Raw genomic sequence first — 25,419 nt, 5'->3', positions numbered from 1 at the left:
GCATTAACCTTATACTATTAATGATTTAATAGATTAAAAGTCACCCTTCAAATTGAAATATTTTCAATTATTTTCGAAAACAGTAGTGAATTTTAGTTCTGTGATTTTCAGGATGTAGCTATTGAGAGGCAAACCGGTAGATATTAACGTCCCCTTTTTTTGCAATTGGTAATAAAGAGAAAAATAGAGGCCGTGAGTGGTTAACAAACCTCTAACACCATGGACTCTAGTGTAAGCCCTGGGCCAAAGGCGACAGAAAGACAATGCTCTCCTTTATGAGGTTTTTCTTGCATCAGTTTTTCTAAAACGAAGATTAAAGTAGCGGACGACATATTTCCATAGTTCTGGAGTACCTCATAGGCATGACGATTATCATTTTTGTCAAGATTCAGCTCTTGCTCAATCACTTCTAAAATCCGCTTTCCACCCGGGTGTATGGCGTATTGCTGAATAGCACTTTTGCCCATTTTCCTTTTCAGTTGGTCAATCATTCCTGCAATACCCGACTCAATAAGATTGGGCACATAAGATGAAAGCTTCATTTCGAAACCGAAATCACCAATGTCCCAAGCCATGTTCTCGCCTCCATCATTCAGAATTTGATTATGGAAAGCGACAGGCGAGAGTCCTTTATCTCCTTGTTCCGAAGAAGTCACTAAAAGGGCGGCAGCTCCATCGCTGAAAAGCGCATTGGCCAATAAATTATCCTCGTCTGTTTTATTCTGAAAATGAATGGTGCAGAGCTCAGTTGAAACCACTAAAACTTTAGCCTTTGGGTCGGCTTTGCAAAAAGCATCGGCTGTGCGAATACCCGTTATAGCTGCATAACAACCCATAAAGTTGATGCAAGTACGCTGAACATCTGGTCTTAGCTTCAGTCCATTAACCAAGTCAATATCTAAACCAGGCGCATACATTCCAGTGCAACTGATGGTGATCAAATGGGTAACTTCGTCCAGTTTAATATCCGATTTCTGAATGCAGTTTTTCACTGCCTGCATGGCCAAATCTGGTGCTGTCTTTTTGTATAAAAGCGATCGTTGCTGAGTCGTTGGAAAAGGGCTCAGGTCTTTACTTTTGGGGTAGAAAGTCCAGTCTTCCATATCCAGACTCCCATAATCAGAAACTACAGAATGACGGGTTTGAATACCACTGGCACGATATAGCGCTTTCAGTCGGGTTTTATTCTTACCTTCAAATCCATGCGCATTCGCCATAAACTCTAGAATATCCTTCTGAGGAATTTTGTTTTCCGGAACTGCGGTGCCTATGGCTGATATGACTGATCTCACGTTCTATATTATCCTTTTTTCCGCTAAATTGTTCAGCATAACTTCCACATATGTTTAAAAAGTCAACTTGGTTACATTTAAGAATTCCATTTAGCTACTTTCTACTCCCGATTTATTTCTTTGGGATTTCCATTAGCCCCAACCTAAGCGAGCCTAGTCTGCTCTGGATTTTTGTCATTCTTCACCTTTTAATTTACCCTGCTAGCAATGCATTCAACAGTTATTTCGATAAGGATGAAAAGAGCATTGGTGGCCTGAAAAACCCGCCTCCAGTTGATAGAAACCTGCTTTACATGGCTTGGCTTTTCGATATTATCGGAATTGCACTTTCCATATGGCAGTTCAAAAACAACTGGACGTTGACGCTTATGCTACTTGTCTATATTTTGGTGTCAAGGGCTTATAGTCACCCCACCATTCGATTAAAAAAGTACGCTTTCTTGAGCTGGTTTATCGCTGGGCTTTTTCAAGGCGCTTGGGTAGTTTGGATCATTTACATTGGCCTCAATAATTTCGAATTCAGCCATATCCTAAAACCTCATGTACTTATCCCTGGGCTTCTGGCCTCTGTAATTCTATGGGGAGCTTATCCCATGACCCAAATTTATCAACATGAAGAAGATACCAAAAGAGATGATAAAACACTCAGTATAAAGTTGGGAATCAAAGGCACTTTCCTGTTCACCGCTTTCTTTTTTGTGATGGCATCGGTGCTCTATTTCTTTTATTTTGACATCTACCACCAAACCAAATATGGGTGGACATTTATTCTCGCAATGATCCCTATTGTTCTCTTTTTTGTAGGCTGGTTTTTAGCGGTGCTTAAAAATGAAGACAAAGCGAATTACAAAAACACAATGTGGCTCAATTTCATTTCGGCCACCTGTTTGGGTGGATTCTTTCTCTACTTTTTTCTGGATTCTACCAACATTTTAACGGCAGTAGGTCAATATTAAAACGGCTTTCCGTGTGTGTTTTTCATAATCTTTTTCGCTAGCCAAGGTGAGCTTTTCATTATAGAAAGGGCTGCATTACTGCTCCATTTTGAACCAAAAAAGGACTGCGTTTTTCTGCCTACCAAAAGCCGCCTTTTGAAAGTTGCATTCCACTTTTCTTTGTAGGCACTTTCCAGCTTTCCTCTATCCCATTGCTCTGAACTGGCGTGTTCAGCAATACTATCCGAAAGAATTTTAGCGGAGTGAATGGCCATGGCCATTCCATTACCGCACAAAGGAGTAATGAGGCCGGCAGTATCACCAGACATCAGAATATGATTTTCAATCAGTTTTTTGGGACGAAAAGAAAAGGCATTAATCACTACTGGCTTTTCATAAACAAATTCAGCGTTATCAAAAATGGATTTTAGAAATGGGTTTGCTTTAAGTACTTGTTCTTCCATTGCCTCTACAGAACCTGCCTTTTTCAAGTCTTTTCTTCTACCCAAATAGCAGAGGTTAAATTGATCATTTTCAATGGCTACTATACCGCAGTATCCTCCTTCAAAATTATGCAAGGCCACCACATCTCTAGGAAAGCCTGTTTTGATGTGATGTTTTACGCCAATAAAAGGAGCTTCATATTTCAAATAATCTCGCTCAAGTTTTTTATCCAGCACTCCATTTTTTCCATAGGCGCCAATCACCAAATCAGCATAGTAAATTTCATTATTAGCGGTTTCGAGTTTAAACCGGTTATCACCAAATTCAATGTTATTTATTGATATATTCTCTAGAATCTGCGTACCCTCTATTGTTGCTTGTTGAGCCAAAAAGTTGTCAAGAACAAAACGGCTGATGCCAAAGCCACCTAGATCAAGCGGCATAGTTAAGAACTGACCATTTAAAGCACTGATTTGAAACTTATTGATTTGCGGAAAGTCATGATTATCAGGCAGAAGCCTCTCTCTTTGCATGAAGTCTAATACTTCATTTGAAAGGTATTCGCCACAGACTTTATGGAAGGGATATTGCTTTTTTTCAAAGAGGACTACCTCAAAACCTATTCGAGAAAGTCGTATAGCACTCACTAAGCCTGCTAAACCTCCACCTATTATTGCAATTTTTTTCAATTTTACATTCCCCTTTTATAATTCCAACACGCCTTTCAAGTAATATAGGCTCAACAGTATAACATAAGCAATTAGCTTAAGCGACAATTATTAAACCACTAAAGGAATGAAAAAGATTAAAACGATTGCACAAAGGCCATTATTGGTTGCTGTGGCCGTCTTATTTTTGCTCACAGGGTTCGCAGATAACTCTTTTGGGCAAACTAGGAAAGAGAAAAGAGAGGCTGCTGAAAAAGCTGCGGCAGCGGCAGCTGCACCAAAACAAGATCCAAAGCCTAAACTTAAAAAAGGTGAACCAAAGCCTTACAATGAGGTAATTACAAAAGATGCCGTTTCAGATGATGGCCTTTTTCAGGTTCACAAAATTGACGATAAGTACTTTTTTGAGATCCCTAATGATCTTTTAGGAAGAGATATGCTTATGGTTTCAAGAATCGCTAAAACCGCTTCAGGCATTGGTTTTGGTGGTGGAAAAACAAGCACATTAATGCTAAGATGGGAGCGTTATGAGAATAAAATTCTACTCAAAATTATCTCAACTCAAGTAACAGCGGATGACTCTCTTCCAATTAGCGAAGCGGTAAAAAATTCAAATTTAGACCCAATCTTGGCGTCTTTTCAAGTTGAAGCTTTATCGAAAGATGGTAATGGAGTAGTGATTGATGCTTCTTCATTATTGACTAGTGACATTAAGCCTCTTGGCTTGCCGCAACGTAACAGAACTCAATACAAAGTTTCTAGAATGGATAACGACCGTTCCTACGTAACTAGAGTGAGCAGTTACCCTGAAAACATCGAGCTTAGACATGTTAAAACTTATTTAGCTGGTGATTCTCCATCTTCTAGAGAAGACGGAGCCATTACAATTGAAATGAGTAACTCAATGATTCTTTTGCCGGCAGTGCCAATGCAAAGAAGGCTTTATGACGAAAGAGTTGGTTGGTTTGCAAGAGGAACAACTGACTATGGTTTGGATGTTCAGCAGTCTAAAGATGTTAGATACTTAGACAGATGGAGACTTGAAGTAAGAGATGAGGACATGGCTAAATTCCGTAGAGGAGAGTTAGTTGTTCCGAAAAAACAAATCGTTTATTACATCGATAGAGCAACTCCTGAAAAGTGGGTAAAAGCAATTAAAGATGGTATCGAGGATTGGCAAGTTGCTTTTGAAGCTGCAGGTTTCAAAGATGCCATTATTGCTAAAACACCTCCAACTCCAGAAGAAGACCCAGATTGGAGCCCTGAAGATGTTAGATATTCTGTTGTTAGATATTTGGCTTCTCCAATTCCAAACGCAAACGGGCCTCACGTAAGTGATCCACGTTCTGGTGAAATCTTGGAAAGTGATATCAACTGGTACCACAACGTAATGACACTATTGAGAAGATGGTTCTTTGTTCAAACTTCTGCCATCAACCCTGACGCTCAAAGCCCAGAGTTTGATGATGAAGTAATGTCTCGTTTGATTCGCTTTGTATCTTCTCATGAAGTAGGCCATACTTTAGGTTTACCGCATAACTTCGGTTCAAGTAATGCTTACCCTGTTGACTCTTTAAGATCTGCTGAGTTTACTAAAAAAATGGGTACAGCGCCATCTCTTATGGATTACGCTCGTTTTAACTACATAGCTCAACCAGAAGACGAAGGTGTTGCTTTAATGCCAGAAGTGGGAGTGTATGATAAATACTCAATTGCATGGGGCTATAGACCAATATTAGATGCAAATAGCCCAGAAGCTGAATTACCAACTTTAAGAAAGTGGATCGAAGATAAAAATGGTGACCCACTTTATAGATACGGACGTCAAGGTAATAGCAATGATTATACTGCTCAAAGTGAAGATTTAGGTGACGATGCCATGAAGGCAAGTGATTACGGAATCAGAAACCTGAAAATAATCATGAACAACCTCAAGAAATGGACTTACGTGCCAGGCTCTGATTATACTGAATTAGAAGAAATGTATGGAGAGGTTCAGTCTCAGTTCAATCGTTATATGGGTCATGTTGGCCGTTATGTAGGTGGTGTAAAAGAGGATTACAAAACAGTTGACCAAGAAGGTGCTGTGTATACTCATGCTCCAAAAGCCAAGCAGAAAGAAGCTGTTAAGTTCTTAAACGATCAATTGTTCAATACTCCAAAATGGATTCTTGACAACGAGATTTTGAACAGACTTCAAGATGACGGTGCGGTAACTGCAATGAAGTCTATGCAAGTAAGAACTTTAAACTCTGTTTTAGAGCCAAGAAAACTAGGTAGAGTTATTGAAAACGAAGCACTTAATGGAAAGGCTGCTTACGGAATGCTTGAGTTATTCAGCGATGTAAGAGACGGTATCTGGTCTGAACTATCAGCTGGTAAAACAATTGATACTTACAGAAGAAACTTGCAAAGTGGTTATATCGACAGAATGGAAACTTTAATGAAGGATACTAGCCAGTCGGATATTTCTTCAGTAGCAAGAGCAGAACTTAAAACTTTACAGGCTAGAATTAAAGCTGCTATTCCAAGAACTTCTGATAGAATGTCGAAAATACATTTAGAAGACGCATTGGAAAAAGTAAATAATATTCTTGATCCAAAGTAATTCAACCAAAACAAACTGATACAAATAGGGCTGCTTTTAAAGCAGCCCTATTTTTTTATAGTAGTCGTTTATGCTTTAGGTTGAACTCCATCAAATTTCCATCTCTGCGAATTATCAACTTAAGCCTTTCTCCAGGCGCCCGTTTCAAAACTGAAACGACTTCATCTAGCTTATAAAAAAATGCAGGATTGTTGTTCATAGCAATCACCTCATCACCTATTTCTAAACCAGCCCTATCTGCTGGAGAGTCAGGAATAATATCATTCACAAAATACTCATTAAGTCTCTCTCCAAAAGCCATAACATTCATTCCTATTGTATTAAACTGAAACCTTTCTTCAAAATTCCTATTGGGCTTTAGGTACATATACCCTTCATGGTAATTAAAGATTACATGGAATTTAGAAAGCACATCTGAACCAATTGTCCCGTATCTAATATCCTCTCTTTTTGTCTCAACATTTGGCTTAGACAAACCCCAATTATCGGGGTAAGAAGTCAATACTTTCTTGAATTTATATTTGCCCAGTTTTACTTTCTTTACTCTGCCAATTTTTCCTTTAACAATACCAGCTAAACCTCTGCCAATCGTATGTTCAATTGTTCTTTCTGGTAAAACAATGTCCTCATTAGATTCCGCATCAAGAAAAAGGGCACTGCTAGCCCCTGTATCGATAAGCAGTTTTACAGTGATCGATTTTTCACCTTTTTGCTTTACATCCACATTTACATAAGGTCTAAAATTATCGATCATAATTGGAATTTTCTTGTAGCTCTTTGGGCGCTTGAAATCTTCAGGATGTGTTAGGTTAATCCTTCTTTCCGAATAATCAATGTCTACAACAAACCGATTGAAAATCTCTGAACCAAGGATTCCGTGCGCTTTTATTCCAAGTACATTTTCTATGTCCACAAAATTGCTTTGTAGCACCAACATCGATTGATCCTTTCCATGCACACCAGCAAAATTTATCCTAATGTCATTTGCCACCCATAGGTCAGTTACCTTGTTTCCATCTGCGGCATAAATTGGTATCGTTCTAGCATTCACCAAATTATTTTCTCCGATGATCAGCTTATCGAAGATCATCCCAGACTCAGAACCCGTATCTAAAATAAAATTAAAGGGACCTTGGTCATTTATCTTGATTGGAACAATCATGAGATTACTCTCACTCTTAAAGGACAAAGAGACTCGATCTGCTCCGTTTTCTAAACCAAAGCCAATTGAATTTTGAGCATTCAGATTTGTAAGATTAAAGAAGAATGCAGAGGCGAGTATGATTGGCAGATATTTCATATGAGTGGGGCTCTTGTGTTTTGAATGAATCAATTAAATAACACTTTGAAAAATGTAAACCCTTACCAATATGTTTAATGACTTAATTGCCCGTCTTTCTAAACCATTTTCTATATATTGGTTTTCGATATAAAAATTGAAAATAGAATAACGGAAACAAAATATAGTTTAACAGTAAAAATGGCGCTGAGTACTCAATATCATCAACAATCATTGATCCTGAGCCTACACGCTTAATTATATGTCTGTGCTTCCATTTTTTTATGAAGAAGGGAAGTTTTCTACCAACATCAATAAATTCGAACACATTTTCAGAGTTGGTTTGACTAATAATTTCACTCACCCACTCTTGTTTAAACAAACCAAAATTTAGCGAAAGGGATACAATATTACCTTGTTCACATCCATCATATCGATTTAGCTCAACTTTTGGATAGGCGGGGCTTAAGTTAATAAAAAGTCTTTCATTAAATCCATCCTTTACATTCGCCAAGTCTTGCTCTACCTTTGTAGAAATTTTGATTTTCATACCCCAATAACTAATATTTAGAGTAGAAGTTTGCACTTTTTGCTTATTTGGAACTCCAGTCTAATCTTCCTATTTTTCATAATATTCACTCTACTCAAACCATTGGAATGTCTCTACTATCGAGATATTATTCTAACACTACTATTCTAAGCTGGCTTTTACTGATATTTCTATGTACTCCCTTAAGAGCTCAGCAAAGTGATTTTAACAAAGTAAAAACACCGTTTGAGCTAAAAAATTCTTGGGTTGATAAATTCAACGAAAAGTTCAACGAGGACAAGAAAGATCCTACCTCCCAGAATGCTAGGACCTTAGAATACATTCGGTCTGTGTTACCTCAGGTTGAAGCCGCCAAAGACTACGAATCACTCACTTTTCTTTTAGAGCGAAATGCCTTAATTCTATGGTCTTTAAGAAGAGATTCTCTTGCCCTAGCTTCAGCAACAAAGTCAGTTGAAACCGCTAAAAAACACCTTCCATCAAATCATTTTTTGCTCTCTAGGGCTTATTTCAGAAGAGGCTACATAGAACATAAAACGGACAATTTTTATAGTGCTGGCTCCGATTTAGACTCTGCCCAAACCGTTTATAGGTCTTCAAACAACTATGATTCCGCCTATTATGAGACCTTGATTGAGTTTAAATATTATGCTTACAGTTATGGCGAAATGAACCTAGATACTTTAACAAAGTATTTGGAGCAACGCATGGAAACTCGTTTGGGTAAGGAAAACTCTAACCCAGATGAAATTCTTTATGTAATGAATGATTTCGCCAAGGTGTATATGCAAAAAGGTGATTACGCTCAAGCACTGGCCTATGCGATTGAAGAAGTAGCTTACTCTAAGGAAAAATACGACTCTGTATCTAAATCAAAATATGTGGATTCTAGATTCAATCTGGGAAACGTACTGTATAGAATGAAGGACTTTGAGAGAGGCCTAAAAGTATGCGATGAACTAATAAATGAAACCAAAAACATAACTAAATTCTTTGGCCCATTACCGGCAAATGAGCTTATAAGCGTAAGAGATAAAATCATTGGAATGAAATCCCTTAGAGCAGCCATTCTATTGGGATTAAATGAATATGAAGAAGCAATCAAGAGTCTCCAAGAAATTATTAATACAAACACTCAAGAATCAAGGTTCATCATTCAACAAAAAATTAATATTGCTAACGGGCTCTTGGGTGTAGGGGATTATGAAAAGGCGAAATCCTATATCGAAGATGTTCTGATCGAATTAAGACCAAGCTTCCCAAATAAACAGGCCGAGTCTTTATTTAGTGTTGCTGGGTCGCTTTACAATAGGCTAGATAAGCTCGAGCTTTCATTTGATTATTATGATTCGGCAGTAAGGAACAGTATTCCTGAATACTACAAATCTGATATTCTGAAGTTTCCGGAAATCAAAACCCAAAAACTCACCATTGCCACAATGACCTCTTTGAGAGACAAGGCCATATCGCTTATAAGCTATTATAACCAGAGTTTACATGACAGCTTAAGTGTGCTATTGGCAGCCAGCTCTTATGCCAGCAATACGCACAATCTTTTGATGAGTAGTAGACAAGAGCTAATGAGGACGGAAGGAAAGCTATTTCTTTCTGAAAATTTCAAATCGTTATACGAAGCAGGAATTGAGGCTTCCTACTTAATGTTTAAGCTTGGCAACACAAAAATGGGCTTCGAAAACGCTGCCGAGTTTTTCAGATTAAGTAAGGCCGTATTGTTTTTAGAACAATCTGGTGAGTTTGGAAAAATTCAGAACTCAAATGTGCCCCAGTATTTAAGGAGTGAATTCTACCAGCTAAAAACAGAAATAGAAAAATTAAATACTACTTTTTACTCTATCCTCGACAAATCTTCGCCCACCAGCGATTCAGTGGGTAGAATCAATAACAGACTATTGAATGCCAGCGTAAAGCTTAAAGAATTGAAGGATAGTGTTTCCCTCTTTCTAGTTGACCAATCGGATGATGGCAATCTAGTTTTTAAAGGTGAATCCACAGACAATGCGGCCAGTAATAAAGCCATAATAGAGTTTTTTGTGGGAGAAGATCAAATCTTCCTACTGGGGAAATCGGCCAATAAACAGATTTTCGAGAGAGTAGATATTGACGAACTATTTAAAAAGTCATTTAGCGACTTAATTAAGGAAGTTGGTAACAGACCCAATCTATCGGACTATAATAATAAGCTCAAGGCGTTTACTATAAACTCTTTCTATATCTATAATCTACTACTTAAGCCAATAGTAGATCAGTTAGATAGCAAAGTAAATGACCTCACTATTATTCCAGATGAGTATTTGTCGAGACTACCGTTTGAAACCCTCATAACTTCTTTAGTTGAAAGCCCAAGGTCATTTAAAGATTTACCCTACCTCATAAACGATTTTACTATTAATTATCAGCTTTCATCTAATCGCGATTTTAACAAAGCGGCATCTAAAAAGGCCATCAAAAACCTGATGGGAATTGGCTACAGCCAAGGAGATAGTGACTCTGGATTTGCTGCCTTACCAGGAACGGACAGGGAAATTAAATTTCTACAATCAAAAATTGAAGGTGATTATTACCTTGGAAATGAAGGTACCAAAAGTGTCTTTCTAAAAACGGCAAAGGATTACGATGTACTTCATTTGGCTATTCATGGTGTGGCCGATAGTACTGGAAAGTATGAATCGAAACTAATTTTTAACGGCTTGGACAACGTGCTGAATACAAGTGACCTTTATTTGGCTGGTTTACAAGCGAGGCTGGCCATTTTGAGTGCGTGCGAAAGCGGAGTTGGAGAAATTAATAGAGGAGAAGGTACTTTTAGTATTGCTAGAGGCTTTGCGCTTGTTGGTGTTCCTTCTATAGTAATGAGTCTTTGGAGTGTAAATGATAAAGTTACTTCCGAGTTAATGGTAAACACTCACAAGCTTCTTAACGAAAAAGTACCCATTAACACGGCAATTGCTCAAACCAAACGAGAATACCTTCAAAAATCAGATAACTACACGGCACATCCTTATTATTGGGCGGCATTTATTTCATTAGGCTCTCCTATCACTATAGAAGCTAGCAATCCAGTTTGGTTAAACATTGTCATCATTGTTTCAATATCGGCCTTACTTCTTTTCTTGTTTCTACTTTGGAAAAAGAAAAGGAAGAACACGTAAGTCGAATCAATTATCTTCACGAGTACCAAACCTGAACATCGGAAAAATGAAAAGCCCAGAACACAAATTGTGCCCTGGGCTTTTCAAACTGAAAGCTTGGAGTTTAATTTCCTCCGTTAGCTCTTTGCATTGGGTTAGAACCAGTGGCTTGGCCTCTGGCACCTCCGCCACCCCCTCTAAACATCTCGAAGCGAGAAGGCTTATTCACTCTTGGGAAGTAATTATTATCCTCATTAGTATCTGCTGTTTCGCGCTTAGGGTCAATACGAATCTGAACCACTTCCTTATCTTTCATAAAGGCCTTGGTCACTTTGTCTTCGTTCTTTCTCCAGATGTAAGCGGGAATTTTCTCAATTTCGGTAGTTCCATCTGCATAAGTCCATTCAATAATGATTGGCATTACTAGGCCACCTTGGTTTGAGAAGTCAATTTGATAGAAGTTTTTGTTGCTACCCAACATTGCTCTTTCTTCATCACTTAAGGATGCACTGAACCTCTGATATGCGGTTTTAGCTTCTTCAGTCACTTTAAATTCATCATAAGAATAGTAGAAGTCTTGAAGGCCTTTGTCTTTCTCGGCATAATAGGTCATGCCTTCTTCTTTATTCTTATCCTTTCTGATGTCATAGTCAGCTTCTGTAGCTTCGGCTTTCATTCTAGGAAATTCAACCGCTGGGTTTTTAGTATCTAGCTTGTACCACTGCACATTGTCAATGGATATATCAGTATGGTCTATTGTGAAGTACCAACCTCTAATGAACCAATCTAAATCTACTGCTGAAGCATCTTCTAATGTTCTAAAAAGATCGTCTGGAGTTGGGTGCTTAAATGCCCAACGCTTTGCATACTCTTTAAAAGCAAAATCGAAAAGCTCACGCCCCATAATGGTTTCCCTCAAAATATTTAAGCCTGTGGCAGCCTTAGCATAAGCGTTGTTTCCAAAACCAATTATGTTTTCTGAGTTGGTCATAATTGGCTCCAATTGATCCTTTGGCAATCCCATGTAAGGAGCAATTTTATGTGCTGGCCCTCTTCTTGAAGGATAGTTCTCGTCAAATTCTTGTTCTGTCAAGTACTGCATAAAAGTATTCAAGCCTTCATCCATCCATGTCCACTGACGCTCATCAGAGTTTACAATCATAGGAAAGAAGTTATGACCTACTTCGTGAATAATTACACCAATTGCACCCCATTTAGTCGACTCTGGATAAGTACCATCAGGCAATGTTCTACCATAGTTAAAGCAAATCATTGGGTACTCCATTCCGTTAGAAGCTTCTACAGAAATTGCTACTGGGTATGGATAAGGAATGGTGTATTTAGAGTAAGTTTTTAAGGTATGGGCTACGGCTTTGGTTGAATAACGCGCATAGATTCCATAAGCCTCCTTAGCATAATACGACATGGCCATTGGATTTTCGCTACGGCCTTCAATATCTACGGCCATCGCATCCCAAACAAATTTTCTAGACGATGTCCATGCAAAATCACGAACGTTTTCCGCCTTAAAGTTCCAAGTTTTCTTGCCCGTTGGTTTTCCTTTTTCAGCAGCCTTGGCTTCTTCTAAAGTCACAATTTCAACTGGCTCAACCTCTGATTTTTTTGCTTGCTCCCATCTTTTTCTTTGCTCTGCGGTAAGTACAGCATTAGGATTTTGTAGCACACCCGTTGACCCAACAATGTGGTCGTTTGGCACTGTCATTTTTACGTCAAAGTCTCCAAATGTCAAGGCAAACTCACCACGGCCCGTAAATTGTTTGTTGTTCCAACCTTGAAAATCAGAGTATACAGCCATTCTTGGGTACCAACCTGTAATGGTATATAGGTAATTTCCATCTTCAGGAAAATACTCATAACCTCCTCTGGCGCCCGACACATCTCTTGGCGTTGTATTGTACCACCACTTAATTCCGAATGTCATTTTATCCCCTGGTTTTAAAGGTGAAGGCAGGTCAATTCGCATCATAGTTTGGTTGATGGTATAGGTCATATCTGCACCTTTTGCATCTTTAACCTCAGTAATATGAAAACCCCAATCATTGTCATGGCCATTTAAAGCTACCATCTGATCGTAGGTCATTCTGCTTCTGATAGCGCTTTCTTCCCACTTATAAACGGGGTTATCTGGTTGTCTTACATTCTCGTCCAATGAAATCCACAGATATTGAAGGGGATCAGGCGAGTTATTATAATAAGTGATTTTTTCTGAACCCGTCAGTCGTTGGTTGGTATCGTCTAACTCTGCTTCAATAACGTAATCTGCTTTTTGCTGCCAGTATTCATGGCCTGGGGCTCCAGATGCAGTACGGTACACACTTGGGTCACGAAGCATTCGCTCCAGTTGCTCAAAACGTTTACCGTGGTTGCTATTGATCACTTGGGCCAAAGATTGGCCTGAAATGAAAACAACCGCTGCTGCTACGAAAAGTAATCGTTTCATATTCATAGGTTTGTTTGTTTTTTAAATTCATTCGGTGCCCTTTTCCTCAAAAGGCCGATTCTCCTACTTGAAAAATAGAAGAAATAGGGGTTCAATTTATAAAAGGAATTCTAGAATTGATAGATATTGTTTACTTCTCTTTAATAGATCAAAACCATGGCCCTCTTTACCAAAACTTCATTTCAATCATCATGGTAATAGCAATACCTGCTATGGCAGAAGAAACCACTAAATTCCAATCTCTTCGCGAAACCCTAAAAAGCCCCGTAAAAACGAATGAAATAATCATGAAAAAGACTACAATTAAAATTTGTCCTAATTCAAGGCCAAGGTTGAAAGCTAACAATTGGGTGATAATGCTTTCATTTTTTCCTAAAAGACTCTTCAAATAATTAGAAAAGCCTAAGCCGTGGATCAGGCCAAAAAACAGCGCAAAGAAGTAATTGAGGTTAAGTACCGAAGGTTTTACTGAATTTTGCTTTCTAATTATGTTACTGAAAGCGGTAATGAAAATTGTAACCGGGATTAGAAACTCTATAATATCGGTACGAAAATTGACTAGTTCGAAAGTGCTTAAAGCGAGTGTAATCGAATGGCCAATGGTAAATGCTGTGACAAGAATCAGCACTTTTTTCCAATCTTGGGCCATGTAAATAGCACAAAGCGCGATTACAAAAAGAATATGGTCAAAACCATAGATATCTAGGATGTGTTCGTGTCCCAATTGGAAGTAAAGCTTAAACTGATCCATTCTTGTATTTTGGTGACTTGCTGACAGATTTCACTTAGCTTTGCAATAATAAAACTTAATTCTTGAAGGACATACAAATAGCGTAAGCCATGCCTACTAAGCTTTTATATACGGTGATAATTGGCCTTTTTTGGAGTTTGCACCCTTTTCATGTGAGTGTTTGCGATATGGAGTACAATAAGGAAGTAAAGGCACTTCAAATCAGTCAACGCATATTTATGGACGATCTTGCCACGGGTCTTCAGGCATTCCATAAAATGGATTATATAGATACCTATAAACCTAAAGACCCTCAAAAGCTTGACAGCCTGATTAACGAGTATATTCAAGCCAAAATTTTTATTACCATTGATGGTAAAAAAGCCAAGCTAGATTACATCGGTAGTGAACTAGAAGGCGATGCCCGATGGTGCTATATTGAAGCAAAAAACATCAATGCCATTTCTGAGTTAGATATTTCGAACGTTGTGCTCTTCGAGTCTTTTCCAGAGCAGGAAAACATCGTTCATATTAAAGCAAATAACAAGCTGAAAAGCTATAAGCTCAACAAAAAAGAAATTTCGCACACCTTTAAATTTGGAGAATGAAACCTTTAGGTTTTTTATCAATACTACTCTTACTTACTGCTTGTGAGTTTGGAAAAAAAGAAAGTGTAACTACTCCAGAAGTAGTTCAACCTATTGCTAAGGCTACTTTTGTAAATTACGAACTTAAAAAAATTGATGAACAAAAAGGGCCTTGTGCTGCTGATGGAAAAGGTGAGAAATGCTTGAGCATAGAAATTCAATACCCTGTAATTGATAGTGGTGCTTCTGCTAAAGTCATTGATTCTATCAACAAGCAGATTCAGCATGATATTTTAAATTATGCTTTTATTAGCGAGCCTAAAGATGATTTCAAATTACTCATTGCAGAAATGAGTCAAGAATATGAAAGAATACTGGATGAAAACGAAGATTATACTTCTGGCTGGCTTTTAGAAATTAGCTCAGACATTATTCATCAAGATTCAAGCTTTATCAGTACCGCCACTACCATTTTTACCTTTACAGGTGGTGCACACCCAAACTCAATGCAGGTGTATCGTAGCTATGATTTGACCACTGGAAAAGTGTTGGAACTAAGCGATATCCTAGTGGAAGGTTATGAAGAGGAACTCAATAAGTTGGCGGAAATTGAATTTCGCATGGACAAGAAAATTCCACCTAGTGAACCATTAAATGAGCAAGGTTACTTCTTCGAAAATGGTCAATTTCAGCTCAATACCAATTTTGCGATTATGAACAAAAGTCTCTTGTTCTATTATAACGCCTATGAAATTGGACCCTATTCTATGGGACCCACCGAGCTGGAACTTAAACTAACAGACTATGTAAACCTGATCAATCCTGCAGGAGTGATTGGCGACCTGAAGAATTAATTGTGTTGCACATAGTGTTCCCACTTTTCAATTACCGCTTTAAAGTCTTCGGGCAATTCTGAATTGAATTGCTCAAACTGACCCGTTACGGGATGAACAAAACCCAACGATTTAGCGTGAAGGGCTTGTCTAGGCATAATTTTAAAGCAGTTATCTACAAAAGATTTGTACTTAGAAAATTGTGTTCCCTTCAAAACTTTATCTCCACCATAAGTAGCATCATTAAAAAGTGGATGCCCAAGGTGTTTCAAATGCGCTCGAATTTGGTGCGTACGACCTGTTTCTAGGTTACACTGGATTAGGGTTACGTATCGCAATTTCTTTAAGATTTTATAGTGCGTTACCGCATGGCGGCCACGGCTTCCATCTTCAATGGCCACGGTAACCCTGCGGTCTTTTTCGCTACGGCCAAGGTTCACATCAATAGTACCCATTTCTTCATTGGGTTCGCCCCAAACTAAAGCATAGTAAGTACGCTCAATGGAATGATCGAAAAATTGTTTAGCTAAACCAGCCATGGCTTTTTCACTTTTAGCAATCACCAAAAGCCCAGAAGTATCTTTATCAATGCGGTGTACAAGGCCGGGTCTGCCTTCATTGTTTTGCATGGTAGGCAGGTTCTGAAAATGGTAGGTGAGCGCATTTACCAAAGTACCCGACCAATTGTTATAAGCAGGATGCACCACCATTCCAGCTTCTTTATTTACGATCATCAAGTGATCGTCTTCAAATACAATATTGAGAGGAATATCTTCCGCAACTACTTCGGTCTCACGAGGGGGCTCGGGTAAAGCCACCACAATTTCATCACCCGGATGTACCTTGTAATTAGGCTTTATCGCTTCACCATTAACCAACACAAAACCATCTTTAATGCCTTGCTGCACCTTATTTCGGGTCACATTAGGCAATCTGTCCATCAAGAATTTATCGATGCGATAAGGCACTTGGCCTTTGTCGGCCACAATTCTATGATGCTCAAAAAGTTCGTCTTGTTCGTCTATGTCTTCCGCGTAATTCTTCATGTATTCCTATCTGGCTACAAACTTCCGCTATTAAGGCTTATAAAGCAAGGTGGCCTTTGGCCATTAGTTGAACAGTTATTAGGGAATTAGTTAAGAGTTGATCAAGGATCAGAAAATCAGTTGTTTGGCACTTCCATTAAACAAAGGCGCTAATTCCAGTAATGTCCCTGCCCACAATCAGCGAATTGACCTCTTTGGTGCCTTCATAAGTATAGAGTGCTTCGGCATCGGCCACAAACCTGGCGATGTTATGCTCCAATAAAATTCCATTTCCACCAAAAATCTCACGTGCATGCCCCACGATTTCTCGGGTGTGTTTTGTACAGGCCACCTTGGCCAATGAAGCCTGCTGGTCGGTCATGGTGCCTTCATCTTGTAACTTTGAAAGGTGAAAAGCCATGCTCTGAATGGCGGTTAAATCCGTAAGCATTTGCACCAATAAATCTTGCACCAGCTGGAAACTCGCAATGGGTTTTCCGAATTGGTAACGTTGGGTAGAATATTCTAAAGCACATTCGTAAGCACCTCTGGCGCAACCCACCGCTTGCCAAGCCACACCAGCTCGGGTAGCTTTTAATACTTTAGAAGTGTCTTTAAACGAATTACATTCTTGTAATCTATTTTCTTCAGAAATCTCACAGTTCGTCAGGGTAATCAGTGCATTCTGAACGGTTCTTAAGGCCATTTTATCCTCTTGTTTCTCGGCCTTAAAACCATTGGTTCCTTTTTCTACAATAAAACCTTTCACCTGATTATCGTCCAGATCTCTCGCCCAAATAATGGTTAAGTCAGCGAAAGTGGCATTGCCGATCCACTTCTTCTGACCATTCAAAATCCAGCTATCTCCATCTCTTTTGCAGGTCGTTTCCAGTCCACCCGCTACAGCCGAACCTACATTGGGTTCGGTCAATCCAAATGCGCCAATTTTCTCCATCTTTTGCATGGCAGGCAACCATTTCCATTTTTGCTCTTCACTTCCGCAGAAGTAAATGCTGCCCATGGCCAAACCACTTTGTACTCCAAAAAAGGTAGAAATGGAAGTGTCTACTCGGGCCATTTCCATCGTGATAAAACCTTCAAGCAGATAACTCCCCATAGGGCTATCGTAACCTTCATAGGTTAAACCAGCAATGTTGAGTTCGGCCATTTTTGGAATGAGCTCCATCGGAAAATGAGCTTTATTCCAGCAGTCGTTGGCAATGGGCTTTACGTGCTCGTTCATAAATTCACGCACTTTCAGCTGAATTTCTCTTTCTTCTGGAGTAAGAAAACGGCTGAGATGGTAATAGTCGCCATTGATTTCTGGCGGAACATATTCCTTATTCTTCGACTTGATGATTTTCATGATTTGGTAAAGCTCGGTTTGATTGAGTTTACCTAGGGCATCGATGGTTTCGGATACATCGATTTGAGAAAATACTTTACCGAATTTGCGCAGGCTGGAGAAAACAGACATAGTTTATAGTTTAGCATATAAACTGGGTTTGGGAATTAAGGTTTAAGATGTAGTTATCCTGCTCCAAAGCTTCGGAGGTTTCAGGGTCTGTTTGACTAAACGGGGGCATCTCTAATCCCCTCCGGCCATGGCCACCTCCCCATGGGAGGACATCGGCAGAGGTGCAGAAATCTCAGAAGATAATGTCAAACAAAAATAGTTTATCTTTCCTACTGAAGGATTACTACAGAATTAAAGAAACAACCTAGGCCAAAACAAACAACAACTGTCAGTCTCCCCCGCTGGCGGGGCAGGGGTGGACTTAAAAGTTTACATTCTCTCAGTTGCATGAAGACGTGCACTGGTTACCGATCAACTGATTTCCTGATCCCTGACCTCTACCCCAATTCCTCTTTCAAAAACTTAGCAGTATAGCCCTTAGTGCTTTTGGCTACTTTTTCGGGCGTGCCTTCGGCTATAATCATACCTCCTTTGTCTCCGCCTTCTGGCCCTAAGTCAATTACATGGTCAGCGACTTTCACTACATCCATATTGTGCTCAATCACCAAAACCGTATTGCCTTTGTCTACCAATCGGTTGAGTACATCCAGTAGATGTTGAATGTCTTGGAAGTGGAGACCCGTGGTTGGTTCATCCAAAATATAGAGGGTTTTTCCCGTGTCCTTTTTGGAAAGTTCTGTCGCCAGTTTTACGCGCTGCGCTTCACCACCCGAAAGCGTGGTGGCATGCTGGCCAAGCGAAATGTAGCCCAAACCAACATCGTTTAGAGTTTGAATTTTACGCAAGATTTTCGGCATGTGCTCGAAGAACTCTACCGCTTGTTCAACCGTCATGTCGAGTACATCAGAAATCGATTTGCCTTTGTAGCGTACCTCCAAAGTTTCGCGGTTATAGCGCTTTCCTTTACAGGTTTCGCAAGGCACATGAACGTTGGGCAGAAAGTCCATTTCAATCAACTTCATTCCGGCACCTTCACAAGTTTCGCAGCGGCCACCCTTTACATTGAAAGAGAAACGTCCCGGTTTATAGCCTCTAATTTTCGCTTCTGGTAATTCTGTAAACAACGAACGGATATCGCTGAAAACGCCAGTGTAAGTAGCGGGGTTCGAACGTGGCGTTCTACCAATTGGCGACTGATCTACTTCAATTACTTTGTCAATATTTTTTATACCCTCGAAGCTGTCATACTCCATTGGTGTTTTTCTGGAACGGAAGAAATACTGGTTCAGAATTGGGAAAAGTGTTTCGTGAATCAGGGTTGATTTTCCACTTCCAGAAACGCCCGTAATACAAATCATTTTACCCAAATCGAGTTTGAGCGTAACATTTTTAAGGTTATTTCCTTTCGCGCCTTTCAGCACCAACTTTTCTCCGTTTCCTTCTCTTCTTTCTTTCGGAACCTCAATTTTCTTTATGCCTTTTAAATAATCGGCTGTGGTACTGCCTTGAGACAAGAACGAATCGGGTTCTCCTGCCGCCACCACATTTCCCCCATGACGACCTGCGCCCGGCCCAATATCGATGATGTAATCCGAAGCCAGCATCATGTCTTTATCATGTTCTACCACGATAATCGTGTTGCCGATATCACGTAAGTCCTGAAGGGCTTTGATCAGCTTCACATTGTCTCTCTGATGCAAACCAATACTCGGCTCATCCATGATATAGAGCACTCCGACTAGTTGTGTACCAATTTGGGTCGCTAAACGAATTCGCTGCGCTTCACCGCCAGAAAGGGTTCTGAGGGGTCTGTCTAACATCAGGTAATTCAAACCTACATCAAGCAAGAAGCCGATGCGTTTTCTGATTTCTTTGAGTACTTCCGTAGCAATGATTTTCTGCTTATCCGTCAGTCGCTCTTCTAGGTTTTCAAACCATTCCCAAAGGCTGTCAATGTCCATTTGGGCCAGCTCTGAAATATTCTTTTCTGCAATTTTAAAATGCAGTGATTCTTTCTTTAGCCTCGCTCCATTACATTCAGGGCAGGTTTTTACCGACATAAAGTCTTCAATCCACTTGCGGGTTTTCTCCGTTCCTTCGTCTTTTTGTTTCTCTAGAAAAGAAATTATGCCTTCGAATTTAGTGTTCCATTCCGTGCCTGGATACTTCTTAGAACTTACCGCCACAGCCACATCATCGCCATACAAAAGCGTGTGCATTACTTCTTCTGGAATGTTCTTTATTGGTGTGCTCAGGCTGACTTTATAACGTTTGAGGATGGCTTCAATTTTCTTGAAAATCCAGATGTCGCGGTAATCACCAAGTGGTGCAATTCCCCCACGGCTAATGCTCAACTTGTCGTCTGGAATTACGGCCTCACGACTGATTTCTTCTACTTTCCCTAATCCGTTGCAGCTTGGGCAAGCACCGTAAGGCGAATTGAAAGAAAAGGAATTTGGAGCTGGTTCGTCATAAGACAAGCCGCTTTCCGGATCCATCAAATACTTAGAGAAATGATGGACTTGATCGTTTTCATCACTCACCATAATGACACCTTTTCCATGGGTCATAGCGGTTTTTACGCTTTGTGCAATGCGGTAACGGTCTTCTTTTTTGGCTATAATTCGATCGACCACAATTTCGATATCGTGGGTTTTGTAACGATCCACTTGCATCTTCGGTTCCATGTCAAGCACCACACCATCAATGCGCACTTTGGTGAAGCCCATTTTGCGAATCTGAACGAAGAGTTCGCGGTAGTGCCCTTTTCTACCTTTGACGACAGGCGCCAGAAGGATCAGTTTCTTTCCTTCGAAATTATCAATCAGGTGGTCAATCACTTGATCCTCCGACTGACGAATCATTTTTTTGCCTGTGTTATAAGAATAGGCTTCGCCCGCCCGGGCATAAAAGAGGCGAAGAAAATCGTAAATCTCAGTAAGTGTACCTACGGTAGATCGCGGGTTTTTCGAAGTGGTTTTTTGTTCGATGGAAATTACCGGACTCAGACCGTTGATTTTATCTACATCGGGCCTTTCCATATCTCCAATAAAAGAACGGGCATAGGCCGAAAAGCTTTCCATGTACCTGCGCTGGCCTTCAGCATAAATGGTATCGAAAGCCAAGGAAGATTTTCCAGAACCAGAAATACCGGTAATTACGACCAGTTTATTTCGCGGAATTACCGTGTCAATGTTCTTGAGGTTATGTTCTCGTGCCCCGAAAATTTCTATGTTTTCGTGACCAGAGAGGTCTATTGGAGCGAGATCGATTTTTACGTTTTCCTTGAGTTTTTCCATGGATGGGCTGCCAAAAACAGACAATTGGCAAAGGTCAGGATTTACAGATGGAATTACAACTTAGGGTTGATTATTAATGTTTGGTATTGAAGGTTAAAATCGATGGATTTTTAAGAGAGTGAAATCTCTTTTCTTTTCCTGACTCCGAGGTTTTGGAGGAAGGATCTAATGATGGTATCAATAGGCGGTGACTTTATTTGTAATAATTCTAAATAAAGCCGAACTTCGCCAACGAGTTTTGAGTTAAACCCCTGAAAAGTTTAGCGAATGCAAGAGGTAGTTGTTGGTATAGTGTTTTTGGTTGCAGTGTTCTTTATTGGGAGACATTTTTACAACCAATATAGATCAGATAAGGGCTGTCCTAAAGGCTGTGGCTCTTGTGATATCTCCAAGGAAGTAAATAAAATGGAAGTGAAACTTCCTGAGCACCTTAAACGCTAGTTTATAACTCCAATTCAATCACTTCATTATTCTCGGTTTTAGCTTTTAAGTTTGAAAGCCATTTTTCCTTACCCGTTTCTGTATTGGCCAACCGAATTTTATAATTACCCATTTGGAATACTTTCGGAGCAAAGGTTTCAGACTTTATTCGAATCGCATATACTAATTCATGATTCTGGTCAAAAACTTGAATCAAAGGATTCTGACTTCCCTTTACTTTCAGTGTTGGTAACCAAGCGGCTGCTTTTCTGCCGTAATTATCTTCTTGATTTACGGTAATAGGCCATCCCCCATATTGTCCATTGGGTTCTTTAATGGGGTCAACAAACCGTGGCCAGCACTCTGTTTTTATGGTTCGTTCTTCTTTATTAAAAGTAACAAAGCCAAAACCAGTGGATCGGTTGTGAATAATTTCGGGAGTTTTTCCAGTATTGTAAGGATTGGCCACGGCCTCAAGCGAAAATTTATTTCCAAAGCCATCAATATGATCTCCCAAGTAAGAGGGCTTTTCATAGCTGTGTTCTGAACTATCCACCTCTGGCCAAAAACGCCTTGGCCAAATATTGTTTAGTGCTGGGCCTCCAAAGGCAAAACCACTGTCGCGATGACCATCCACGCCATATTGAATAAAGCTGGGCAAGTGCTGATCTCCAGCAATGTGAAAGGCAAAACCCTTTCGAATAATTTCCACCGCCCGATCGCGCTGATTGGCTGGCCAACCGTTCGAATCCATATCGGCAGTGGCTCTGTCTCCTAGTACATACTCTCCTTTTTTAGGAAGTGGCAACGAGGGCACAACATCATCTGTTTTGGCGCTCGCTGGTAGTGTGGCTACCGTAGCAAAATTGGTTTGCGAAAGCACCACTTTAATTTCTGCTTGATTCGACCAGTCTTTGACCCATTCGTCTAGAAAATCATATTGACGGTCGCCTAATAATTCTGCCTTAATATCTCGATGCTTTTTGATGTCGAAGTTCTCGTTTCTGATCCACCCATTGTACACATCGGCTTCGGGTGGAAGTACATTTTTTGGTGCCGATTTAAACTTTCGATCTTCTAAAATGGCAAAACTTATACCTCCATAATTCCAATGGGTATAATATACGCCAATGCCCTGCTTTACTGGGCGTGGGTCAAAGGCATCTGGCAAATGACTGGTTTGGGTAAATTGAATCATATTCACCCATTCGGCTGGCATTTTATAGCCGCCAGAATCTTGTGCTGGTGCATACACCCCGTTCGACATGTCGGCATTTTTTCCGCCTTCCCCCCAAACGTTCCCGTGGTAAACATCATGGTCATCGGGAATGATGGCGCATGGTTTATGCCTGAACAATTCGCGATAAGACCAACCGAACATGTACCATTTTCTTAAATAGTCAAGGCAGAGCTTATCTAATGGACCTGAAAACAATGGGCCGTAACCGCCCGAACCTTCATAGAATTGATCGCCCAAAAAGAGGATGATGTCGGGATTAAGTTTCGATACATTTTCTGGGATGTCGCTATCTGGAAAGCCGTGATGGAAGTTGCAACTGAATACTGCTGCTTTTATCTCATTCTTATCGAGTGGTTCTTTGTCAATGGTTCCAGCATATTCGTATTCCAACATTTTTCCATTTACCGTCATTTTCAGGAGTACTCGGTAAGGTGTAGCTACAGTACGGTTCCATTGGTCAATCTCGAAATTTACGGCACGGCCCGAGGGCTCTAAAGCTGCTTCTTTCAGTGTTGTCCATTTACCTTTGTCTCTTACTTGAAATAACAAAGCATGGTCATTAATCACTTCAACGGGAGTGCACTGAACGGTAAGTTTTAGTTTGTTTTTGTTCAGTGTATACTGAGCAAAGCAAATAGGCCCAAAAGTATTGTTTTCATTTTCGAGCAGTTCGTCTGCATTAATACTCCAGTCCGAAAAGGCTACTGAAGGAGAGTTATCAATACCTTTTGATTTTCCATTCGCCAAAAGAGCAAAATTTCCTGTGAGCTGATTGGCGGTAATATTCTTTTCTTCGTGACTGAAAATGAGCGCTTGGTTTTCTGGGTCAGTCACTTCTACAGAAACTTTGTACTCGTCTTTTTCGGGTGTAGCTATTACTTTGAGAATAAAGGCCGATGGAGTTTTAATTAATGAAGTTTCAAGGGTTTTCTCCCCAAAAACAAAAGCACCTGTTCCATTAAAACCAATGTCTAGACCTTTACCAAAAACGGCAGCTGAGCGGTAATCTTCAAAAGGACCTTGCGCACCTAACCTCAATCCGTAGCAGCTCTCAGCAGACAGTTCAGGATTCAATAAGTTGATGGTAATTTGAGTATTGAAAGAAGCAATTTCGGCTTGTTTTTGAATGGTGAGTAAATGGAGGTTTCTATCTTTTGAACTGACCATGCATGTGGCCTTTCCGTCAATCAACTCCCAATCCTGCAATGGATTTGCCCAGTAGCTGGCTCCTATCCATTTCATGTTTGGCCAATTTTGCCAGTCGCTTTTAAAGTTTACCTTTTTTGCATTGCCCCATGAGAAGATTCCCCTAGAAATAAATTGAGTAGAAAGACTAGGCAAAACACTGCCTAGGGCCATGGTTTTAATGTATTTTCTTCTGTCCATAAGGCGCTGTTTTCAAAATGGTTTCAGTTAAAGACCAATCAATATAGAAAATACCTAAGCCCAAACCCTTGTTCCTTCAGAACAATTCTTACACATTTCAATTTCACTTCTGGACTTAATAAGCGACTGACGGAAACTCTGATATGCCTTCCCTTTCCAAACTTGCTGAAAGCTCTCGGCTTGCATACTGCCCAGTTGATAATGTGCATCCTTATCGAAACAGCAGGGTACCACTTTTCCGTCCCAAGTAATTACGCATGAGTGCCACATTTTCCAACAGTGGTTGAGTAATCGGTTTTTAATCTCCCATTTTCCATTGGCTTTTTGGCGGTAGCGCGCATACTCTTCGATAGTGGGAATCAGCTCCGAACCGTTTTCGTAATCATAGATCTGTGCGGTTTTAAAAGCTACTTCATCGACACCCAACTCTTTGGCCAGTTTTTGGACATCGTCTAACTGATGCTGATTTGGCTTTACTACCAAGTATTGAAAAATCACATGGGGAGTTTTACTCTTCAACTCCTTTTTCCAGCGGATAATGTTCTTTGTGCCTTCAATTACCTTTTCTAGTTTTCCGCCAATTCGGTATTGCTCATAGGTTTCTTGTGTGGTGCCATCAATGGAAATAATAAGTCGGTCTAAACCTGATTCAACTGTCGCCTTCGCATTTTTATCGTGGAGGTAATGCGCGTTGGTAGAAGTGGCCGTATAGATTTTCTTTCGCGAAGCATATTTTACATGATCTAAAAAACTGGCGTTTAAGTAAGGCTCACCTTGAAAATAGAAAATAAGATAGGTAAGCCGAGGCGCCAGTTCGTCAATCGTTTTTTGAAAAATTTCGTCAGTAAGCATTCCTGTGTCTCGAGAAAAACTGCGTATTCCACTGGGGCATTCGGGGCAACGTAAGTTGCAGGAGGTGGTAGGCTCTAAGCTAATGCTGGTGGGCATTCCCGAATGATTGGCCATTTTGGTGATTTTTGAAAGCCAATAACTGCCCACCAATTGGAACATATTCCATATCCGAAGGGGCGTCAGTTTTGATGCATAATTTAGCCCATCGGTGAAATTTCTGTTCATAGCGTCAAATTAGGTTGGC

General features: G+C 40.0%; 16 protein-coding genes. 5 read left to right on the top strand and 11 right to left on the bottom strand.

Annotated elements, in window-relative coordinates; genetic code table 11:
• Positions 1-200: 200 nt before the first annotated feature.
• Entirely contained in the window at positions 201-1,292 is a 1,092-nt protein-coding gene (locus AAC026_RS02155) for a type III polyketide synthase (RefSeq protein ID WP_339694691.1), read from the bottom strand.
• Positions 1,293-1,342: 50 nt separating this feature from the next.
• Here AAC026_RS02155 and AAC026_RS02150 point away from each other — a divergent pair, with 50 nt between their 5' ends.
• Entirely contained in the window at positions 1,343-2,248 is a 906-nt protein-coding gene (locus tag AAC026_RS02150) for a UbiA family prenyltransferase (protein ID WP_339694688.1), read from the top strand.
• Here the strand turns inward: AAC026_RS02150 and AAC026_RS02145 are convergent.
• Positions 2,245-3,360 (bottom strand): NAD(P)/FAD-dependent oxidoreductase, encoded by a 1,116-nt coding sequence (locus tag AAC026_RS02145; protein WP_339694687.1) that lies wholly within the window; start codon positions 3,358-3,360, stop codon positions 2,245-2,247. The genes AAC026_RS02150 and AAC026_RS02145 overlap by 4 nt on opposite strands.
• Before the next feature lie 106 nt (positions 3,361-3,466).
• On the opposite strand from AAC026_RS02145, the gene AAC026_RS02140 reads away from it, so the two are divergent.
• Positions 3,467-5,947, top strand: coding sequence for a zinc-dependent metalloprotease (locus AAC026_RS02140; protein ID WP_339694684.1), 2,481 nt, complete (start codon positions 3,467-3,469; stop codon positions 5,945-5,947).
• A gap of 55 nt (positions 5,948-6,002) precedes the next feature.
• Here the strand turns inward: AAC026_RS02140 and AAC026_RS02135 are convergent, their stop codons facing one another.
• Together AAC026_RS02135 and AAC026_RS02130 are read right to left on the bottom strand one after the other, a co-directional pair.
• Positions 6,003-7,247, bottom strand: a complete 1,245-nt coding sequence (locus AAC026_RS02135; RefSeq protein WP_339694681.1) for an aspartyl protease family protein — start codon at positions 7,245-7,247, stop codon at positions 6,003-6,005.
• An 82-nt stretch (positions 7,248-7,329) separates the two neighbouring features.
• The gene (locus tag AAC026_RS02130; RefSeq protein ID WP_339694678.1) at positions 7,330-7,776 is read right to left on the bottom strand and encodes a hypothetical protein; all 447 of its coding nucleotides are present in this window, start codon (positions 7,774-7,776) and stop codon (positions 7,330-7,332) included.
• Positions 7,777-7,883: 107 nt separating this feature from the next.
• On the opposite strand from AAC026_RS02130, the gene AAC026_RS02125 reads away from it, so the two are divergent.
• Positions 7,884-10,946, top strand: a complete 3,063-nt coding sequence (locus tag AAC026_RS02125) for a CHAT domain-containing protein (protein ID WP_339694675.1) — start codon at positions 7,884-7,886, stop codon at positions 10,944-10,946.
• Between the two features lie 103 nt (positions 10,947-11,049).
• Here the strand turns inward: AAC026_RS02125 and AAC026_RS02120 are convergent, their stop codons facing one another.
• Positions 11,050-13,386 carry a M1 family metallopeptidase gene (locus AAC026_RS02120; protein ID WP_339694672.1) on the bottom strand — a complete coding sequence of 779 codons (2,337 nt, stop codon included), beginning with the start codon at positions 13,384-13,386 and terminating at the stop codon, positions 11,050-11,052.
• 166 nt (positions 13,387-13,552) lie between these two features.
• Positions 13,553-14,137: a HupE/UreJ family protein gene (locus AAC026_RS02115; RefSeq protein ID WP_339608090.1), complete on the bottom strand. Its 585-nt coding sequence runs from the start codon at positions 14,135-14,137 to the stop codon at positions 13,553-13,555.
• 89 nt (positions 14,138-14,226) lie between these two features.
• Between AAC026_RS02115 and AAC026_RS02110 the strand changes: the two genes are divergently transcribed.
• Together AAC026_RS02110 and AAC026_RS02105 are read left to right on the top strand one after the other, a co-directional pair.
• Positions 14,227-14,724, top strand: a complete 498-nt coding sequence (locus AAC026_RS02110; protein WP_339694669.1) for a DUF6702 family protein — start codon at positions 14,227-14,229, stop codon at positions 14,722-14,724.
• Entirely contained in the window at positions 14,721-15,557 is an 837-nt protein-coding gene (locus tag AAC026_RS02105) for a DUF3298 and DUF4163 domain-containing protein (protein ID WP_339694665.1), read from the top strand. The genes AAC026_RS02110 and AAC026_RS02105 overlap by 4 nt, the downstream gene beginning before the upstream one ends.
• Here AAC026_RS02105 and AAC026_RS02100 read toward each other — a convergent pair.
• From AAC026_RS02100 to AAC026_RS02080, 5 genes are all read right to left on the bottom strand, one after another.
• Entirely contained in the window at positions 15,554-16,582 is a 1,029-nt protein-coding gene (locus AAC026_RS02100) for an RluA family pseudouridine synthase (protein ID WP_339694662.1), read from the bottom strand. The two genes, AAC026_RS02105 and AAC026_RS02100, sit on opposite strands and share 4 nt — an antisense overlap.
• A 136-nt stretch (positions 16,583-16,718) precedes the next feature.
• Entirely contained in the window at positions 16,719-18,038 is a 1,320-nt protein-coding gene (locus AAC026_RS02095) for an acyl-CoA dehydrogenase family protein (RefSeq protein ID WP_339694660.1), read from the bottom strand.
• A 377-nt stretch (positions 18,039-18,415) separates the two neighbouring features.
• Positions 18,416-21,277 (bottom strand): excinuclease ABC subunit UvrA, encoded by a 2,862-nt coding sequence (gene uvrA / locus AAC026_RS02090; protein ID WP_339694657.1) that lies wholly within the window; start codon positions 21,275-21,277, stop codon positions 18,416-18,418.
• A 442-nt stretch (positions 21,278-21,719) separates the two neighbouring features.
• Positions 21,720-24,323 carry an alkaline phosphatase D family protein gene (locus tag AAC026_RS02085; protein ID WP_339694654.1) on the bottom strand — a complete coding sequence of 868 codons (2,604 nt, stop codon included), beginning with the start codon at positions 24,321-24,323 and terminating at the stop codon, positions 21,720-21,722.
• A gap of 54 nt (positions 24,324-24,377) precedes the next feature.
• Entirely contained in the window at positions 24,378-25,400 is a 1,023-nt protein-coding gene (locus AAC026_RS02080) for an SPASM domain-containing protein (protein ID WP_339694651.1), read from the bottom strand.
• Positions 25,401-25,419 lie beyond the last annotated feature (19 nt).

The organism is uncultured Roseivirga sp. (assembly GCF_963973945.1).
Classification (GTDB): domain Bacteria; phylum Bacteroidota; class Bacteroidia; order Cytophagales; family Cyclobacteriaceae; genus Roseivirga.
This window is presented reverse-complemented; position numbering and strand designations above follow the sequence as displayed.

Coding starts and splice junctions, on each gene's coding strand:
- AAC026_RS02130 (WP_339694678.1), bottom strand. CDS start 7,776: ATGAAAATCAAAATTTCTACAAAGGTAGAGCAAGACTTGGCGAATGTA.
- AAC026_RS02110 (WP_339694669.1), top strand. CDS start 14,227: ATGCCTACTAAGCTTTTATATACGGTGATAATTGGCCTTTTTTGGAGT.
- AAC026_RS02125 (WP_339694675.1), top strand. CDS start 7,884: ATGTCTCTACTATCGAGATATTATTCTAACACTACTATTCTAAGCTGG.
- uvrA (WP_339694657.1), bottom strand. CDS start 21,277: ATGGAAAAACTCAAGGAAAACGTAAAAATCGATCTCGCTCCAATAGAC.
- AAC026_RS02120 (WP_339694672.1), bottom strand. CDS start 13,386: ATGAAACGATTACTTTTCGTAGCAGCAGCGGTTGTTTTCATTTCAGGC.
- AAC026_RS02105 (WP_339694665.1), top strand. CDS start 14,721: ATGAAACCTTTAGGTTTTTTATCAATACTACTCTTACTTACTGCTTGT.
- AAC026_RS02100 (WP_339694662.1), bottom strand. CDS start 16,582: ATGAAGAATTACGCGGAAGACATAGACGAACAAGACGAACTTTTTGAG.
- AAC026_RS02115 (WP_339608090.1), bottom strand. CDS start 14,137: ATGGATCAGTTTAAGCTTTACTTCCAATTGGGACACGAACACATCCTA.
- AAC026_RS02135 (WP_339694681.1), bottom strand. CDS start 7,247: ATGAAATATCTGCCAATCATACTCGCCTCTGCATTCTTCTTTAATCTT.
- AAC026_RS02095 (WP_339694660.1), bottom strand. CDS start 18,038: ATGTCTGTTTTCTCCAGCCTGCGCAAATTCGGTAAAGTATTTTCTCAA.
- AAC026_RS02150 (WP_339694688.1), top strand. CDS start 1,343: ATGTTTAAAAAGTCAACTTGGTTACATTTAAGAATTCCATTTAGCTAC.
- AAC026_RS02140 (WP_339694684.1), top strand. CDS start 3,467: ATGAAAAAGATTAAAACGATTGCACAAAGGCCATTATTGGTTGCTGTG.
- AAC026_RS02080 (WP_339694651.1), bottom strand. CDS start 25,400: ATGAACAGAAATTTCACCGATGGGCTAAATTATGCATCAAAACTGACG.
- AAC026_RS02085 (WP_339694654.1), bottom strand. CDS start 24,323: ATGGACAGAAGAAAATACATTAAAACCATGGCCCTAGGCAGTGTTTTG.